Raw genomic sequence first — 5,960 nt, forward strand, 5'->3', positions numbered from 1 at the left:
TAATTTCGTATAACCGTAAAAAGCATAAGTGGAGAGATACGCGCGCGCACGCGAGGCAACTCTTTTTTATAGGGGTGCAGAATCTGTATTATCTCGCCTGGTAACTACGCAACACTGAGAAAATGAACATTTTGTACAAGCTATAAAAAGCAAAATCTACCCAGTACGCGCGTGCGCGACTCGAAGTATAAAAAAGTGTTCATAAAGTTAAAATCTTATTGAACACGTCCAAAACTAAAACATCTATTTTATGAACACTTAAAAAACTATTGAACAGGGGCGTTCATAAACGGTCATTTATGAACAGGTGCGCGAATTTCGTATAACCATAAAAACTGTTCTTTTTGTTCATTTTGCTGCATCAGCTCCAACACTTGCGCGAATTGATAACTACGCGCGCGCACGCGTATCTCTCCAATTATTGAACAGTATCACGCCTTTTTATACTTCGGAAATCTCTTATTGTTTCATCGCTAAAACATAAACCATAGGCGCAGCAAAATGACTAAGGTTCTAGTCATGCGCCTTTATTGTGTCGCATAAGCCCACCAACAAAACGACGTTTATTAGTGGGTTTATGCTGTTTGCCAACAGATAGAATTTACTATTTGCTTAGACAATAGAGTTTTATCTGTTGGCATTATGCTGTTTTTTGCCCCCAGTTCTTTAGTATTTCGTCATCGGTCATCTCTGCAAAGGTAAATACTTTCGCGGCTTTGTTTATATCTAAAGCGTGAATATTTTGTTTTTTGCGATTGCCTGAATGAATAACCATACATTGCCAACTTCCTTCTTTAATTGAATAAATGCGGCCTTGTCGGGTTTGTTTTGCTTCGGTCTCTAGTCCGAGTCGTTTAATCAGGTTTGTAATTGAGCGAATGGCGTACCGTTCATTTATTTTCTCAAAATTACCAAAACCAAGCGCGGCTAGTTCGTTATGATGAATCTGTAACCTTTTGAGCGCGTCTAATGCCTGAGTAAAGCTAAACGAACCTTTGCCCGTTTCTTTATCAATCCCCAGTCTGTCAAAAATCATCGTGTAAATTCGATGCTTTTCGAGTGCTTTTGTTCGCAATGATAAGTTTTCTTGAGTCATTGCCTGTTGCTTATCAAAGTCAATACAGGCTTGTTCGTTTGCCCGTAAAGTCTCGAATAAATGAATTTTCTTTAAGCCTTTATCTTCCCAAAACTTAATATCTGCCCATTTAGGCTCGATAATTGCCAATTGTTCACATATTTTAAAACGTGCCAGTTCTAACTTTTCTTTTAGAGTGGTCGTGTTGGCGTTCTTTTCGTGCTGTTCTGCTTGTTGCGCGTCGATTACTTCGGCATTAACAATGCCAATCAAGCGACGTTCTTTAACGGCTTTTTTGGCTTCCTTAGATGCTTTTTTATAACTGGTTGAATCGTCGGCATCTTCAACAATGCCAAGTTTTTGCACTTCATGGCCTTTAGCAATAAAGCAAAGTAGCGTTTTATTGGCGTAGTCTTTGCGGCTTTCTTCCTGTTGCATAAGTATCTTATAGCGCAAGGTGTCGAGTTCTGAGGCTTTAACATCAATCGTTAATTTGTCTGTCGTTGGGTCAATCGCTAGGCGTAAACGTCTATTTATAAGCATATCGCCTAATAGCTTTGTTGCGTCCGACGTTGCCTCTGGTCGGTTGTTCTTATCCTCAAAACCAATAAATAAGCGTTTAGCATGGCGATAACGTGCCGACATTTGCATTATATCGGTAGGCGTTAAAATGCCTGTCAAAAGCATATAAACATCATCGAAGTATTTCTTTTCAATACTGAACCCACTGCCAATGGTCGGACTAGCCAACACAACACGCGGTCGATGTTTGGCTAAATAAGTATCAGGGTCTTTTAAAAACTCTGTTTCGTCAGGTTCGGCTTTGGTGTCGCTGTTCACCACTAAAATATCGTTTGCGCTTATGCCTGAGCTAATCAATACCAATTTAAGGCTTTCGGTTTCGTTTTTAGTGTCGCAATGAATCAGTAGTTTGTTTCCTGCAATAGCTGAACGTATGGCTTCATCTCTGATAGTGTTTGTGTCTGAGTGAATGACTGGTTTATCAATTTTTGGCGCGTTGCCGCTTATATCGCTCGCTATACGTCTAATCGGTTTGCCGCATGACTTGAGAAAATTTAAGGTCGTTTGGTCAATGTCGGCATCAGCACAAATAACAAGTCGTGCGTTTTTAATGGCTGTTTTAATGGTTGCCAATACCTTGGCGCGGTCTCGATTGTCAAAAGTACCGACGGCTATATGCTCTAAAACTTGCTTAATCTCATCAATAAAAAGCACGTCGCAATCTTCATAAAACGCGGCAAAGTGCCATTTAGCCAAAGAGTTCGCAACAATAGCCATATACTGAACATCGCGCATATCATGGGGTTTTAGGTCTTGATAGTTTTCTAGGGTTAATCGTGCTGAGCTGTTCGCGCTTAGGCTTACTCGATGCGATATATAGCCTACTCTTTCGCCTTGCGATTCGTAAAGTCTTGCCAGTTTAACTATTTCGGCCATGTTCAAGGTTTTGCCTGAACCTGTACCGCGATTGTCGATGTATAGCCCACCATTTTTAAACAAAGTATCGGCTGTATGTTTGGCCATTGTCTGAGGTGCAAAGTGAACGGCGATATTATCTTTAAAACTAAATAACGGCTTTACGGCCTCAATTTTGGCGTTATATTTTTGGCTTATCCATAACGCTTTAGACTCAAGAAACGCGCTCCACTCATGGCCTAAATGCTTCTTAATACGCGCTAAACTGAGTTCTAGTGGGCGTATTGGGGCGCAATCTACGGCATAAGCTAACAGCGCGTAAACGGCCTTTTCTCGTTGGTTATGGGGTAACAACTTGATACTTTCCAAGCGTTGCCCTAGTTTGTCGATGTTCACCTTTCGACGGTTTTCTTTATTATTAACGACGGCTTGAACGGCTTCGATATTGTAGCCATCACTCACTAAAACGTCGTTTAAATCCCAATTTACGGCATCATCACAAGGCGCAATAATTAAGTAATCGGACTGCTTGCCCCCGTATGTAATGGCGTTAAGTGCCGCGTTTATGCCTGTATTGCCATTTTGTGCAAGGTTCTTTCTGTCGTTGTCTGCCAGTATCGTGATATTTTCAGCGTATGTACCACGAACAAACGGCACGACGCGCTTTAGGTTTCCTGCATTTAATGCAACAAAACACGGTTCACCTGTTGCTAGGTGGTAGGTTATGGCGTTGGCTAAACCTTCGGCTATATAAGCGCGGCCTGTGATTTTTTCCGCATCACCAACAATAGTAAATGCGCCCCCCATTGAACCGATAAAATCCTTATTATCGTTGCGGCCTTTGGGTATTTCGGCATAAATGCGCTGATAGCCAACGACGCGCCCACTTTGCCCGTGTAAAGCGTAGGCGATAAAATCCCCTAGTCCATCATTACCACGTCTAAGGTCGAGTGATAACGCGGCTAATGGTGCAAGCTGAGAACCAAATTTTTTAATAAGATAAGCATGGTCTCCAACTTCACGCGGCAAGGTTTTGAAAAGTTCGTGAAAATCATTTAAGCGTTTTGCTTTGTAAGCTGCTTGTTTTGCTTCGGCTTGGTCTGCCTTTGCCTTTCTTGCCTTTGCTTCGGCCTCAAAATCGCGCTTAGGTGCGGTATTTGTTCGGCTTGATACCTTTGCATCATCTAAGCCTAAAGCACGTCTATAACGCGCTGTTGCTGCTTCTAATCCGCTAAATGTTTCGCTTTGTCCGCCATGTTTAGACGTGTTTAGCGTGATGATGGGGTAATAGCCGACGGGTTCATTATTCCAAGTAAAAACTTTCTCACGAACAAAAGCAAAAACAGGGTCGCCTTTAGTTAGTGCGATATGTTTGTTTATCTTTTGGCCATTGAATGAATCAATCTTGTTTTTGAGTGCTTGGCCATCAATGCCAACACTTGCGGCAAGTGCGTTAAACTCGTTAAAGCTGTCGTTTAGAACATCAAAACTTGTGAATTGATATGCTATACTTGCTTTGCTTGCTGCTGTTCGCTTAGGGGCTGTCCAGTCGCTTAACTGGTCGCCCCCCTTCCTTTTAAGATTATCTATTGTAGAAGTCATTACTTAGCCTCCCTGTACTTGGTTTGCTAAGCATTGTTGCTGCCATTGGCCTATATCGCTCTCTAACCATGCAACCGCTTTACCCCCTGCAAGTTTGATGCTTTTTGGGAATAAATCACGCGCCATAAGGTCGTAAATGCCTGTAGAGGATAAGCCAGTTTTGTGCATCACTTCGCGCTTTCTAATAAAGCGAATTTGTGAAGTAGAGGGATTAGCAAAAGTTTCGGTTTTTGCAGTTGGGTGCTGTGTAATTGCAGCCATAAGTTAAACTCGCTATAAAGCGAACCTAACAAATGAGTAAAAGCGATATAACACAAAATACGTGCGCTTTTTGTTTTTGGGTTTTTTGGGCGTTTTGAGATTTTAGGGCGTTTTGAGATTTTTGGTTTTTTTTGGAGCGCATTGTGATTAAAAATCACAATATGTTGTATAGCTTTGAATCTCCTTTGTAGGCTCTCGGTTAAATGTAATTTAGTCTTTTCTTTTACGTTCATTATGAACATACACAACATGATATAAGGGCATTTATTAAGATGCAAGCTAAGTAGTGCATCAATCGGGCAACTTGTGAGGGGTCAGTTATCGCGGCTTGATGCAATTAGTATTGTAATACCGCGTTCATAGTCTAAAAAGTTTCTAAGGTATGAGTACGCGGCTGCCAGTGTCTTAAACTTTCGCGCCTGTGGTGGGCTAGTCATGCGCTGAGGGGCAATCTCTTTACTATCAATCGTAATCTCAAAATAAGACTGATAATCCCAAATGACAACATTTGCACTTTTTTTCATCTCTAGCAAGGCTTTGGCTATGGGTGCGTTTATCATGGCATCAGCTCCAACACTTGCGCCTTGAACGCTTGATATTCTTTCTCACTGATAACTTGCGCCTTTCTTGCACAATCAATAAATCCTGATAAGTAGGCTATGCTTTTTTCTGCATTGTCGGGGTATTGCTTAATGATGTTTTGTTGCTGAGTGATAAGGTCATCAATAACGGCTAATTGCATGGTCTAAGCTCCTAAAGTCATGACTTAATCATACAATCAAAAGTATATTTTGAATATCTTTTTTTATATTTTTGAATAGTCAAAATATGCTTATTTAACATAATAGGCGTTATGCGATAAAATAATTCGCTACTTTTTGATGATTTAGTTGGAATCAATAAAACCTAAAAACTGTCCAATTGTTAATTTTCCTAGTCCATAAAAACAACAAGATTACAACAAGTTCACGCAAGATTACCCTAAGGTTACCCCAAGGTTTTTATGATTTTATTGGAATCACTACGGTAACTTTAGGATAACGTTAATCATCATCACAGTGCTGGACAACTTGCACGGACGAACCCTGTATTGATGCGATAAGTGCTGTCAGTGGATCGGTGTTTGTACCTGCTTTTTTATCTAATCCCAATAACTTGGCCTTACTCATCGTTGCGCTGATCGCTGCAGAACATTGTTTGTTCTTGAGTGCCAATAAGCGCGTCTGTTCTAATTCCTGCAAAATATCATCCAGGGTTAAATGATGCTTTTTACGTTGCTCGTTTTGCAGCTCAATGATGTGGGTACTCACTTCGGGGTGTTTCAATAATTGCGAGGCTTTACGATTAACAGTGTTGGCGTTCGCCTGCGTGTTATAGGCGCGTTTATACGCTTCGGAGGCGTTGCTAGTCTCAAGGTATGCTTGAGCAAATAACTCTTGTTTAGGTGTCATATAGTGCAACCTGCTGGGGCTAGAATGGGGCAAGTTTACGCAATGAATAATACGCCTTATGTATTGAAAACAATCAATTATTAGTTATTGATAGCTTTATACTCTTTATCGCCATTTAGTATTGCACACATCTC

At 40.9% G+C, this 5,960-nt stretch carries 5 protein-coding genes; all 5 read right to left on the minus strand.

The features are described 5' to 3' along the window. Positions 1-640: 640 nt before the first annotated feature. Positions 641-4,114 (minus strand): plasmid replication protein, CyRepA1 family, encoded by a 3,474-nt coding sequence (locus tag Q0212_RS08305; protein ID WP_297924427.1) that lies wholly within the window; start codon positions 4,112-4,114, stop codon positions 641-643. Positions 4,115-4,117: 3 nt separating this feature from the next. Continuing rightward, the gene (locus Q0212_RS08310) at positions 4,118-4,375 is read right to left on the minus strand and encodes an AlpA family transcriptional regulator (protein WP_297924429.1); all 258 of its coding nucleotides are present in this window, start codon (positions 4,373-4,375) and stop codon (positions 4,118-4,120) included. A gap of 314 nt (positions 4,376-4,689) precedes the next feature. Beyond that, complete coding sequence (locus tag Q0212_RS08315; protein ID WP_297924432.1) at positions 4,690-4,935, minus strand: hypothetical protein; 246 nt, start codon at positions 4,933-4,935, stop codon at positions 4,690-4,692. After that, entirely contained in the window at positions 4,932-5,117 is a 186-nt protein-coding gene (locus Q0212_RS08320) for a hypothetical protein (protein ID WP_297924434.1), read from the minus strand. Before Q0212_RS08320 ends, Q0212_RS08315 begins: the two co-directional genes overlap by 4 nt. A gap of 301 nt (positions 5,118-5,418) precedes the next feature. Further along, positions 5,419-5,826: a terminase small subunit gene (locus tag Q0212_RS08325; protein ID WP_297924436.1), complete on the minus strand. Its 408-nt coding sequence runs from the start codon at positions 5,824-5,826 to the stop codon at positions 5,419-5,421. Positions 5,827-5,960: the final 134 nt, after the last annotated feature.

The organism is uncultured Agitococcus sp. (assembly GCF_937920075.1).
Classification (GTDB): domain Bacteria; phylum Pseudomonadota; class Gammaproteobacteria; order Pseudomonadales; family Moraxellaceae; genus Agitococcus.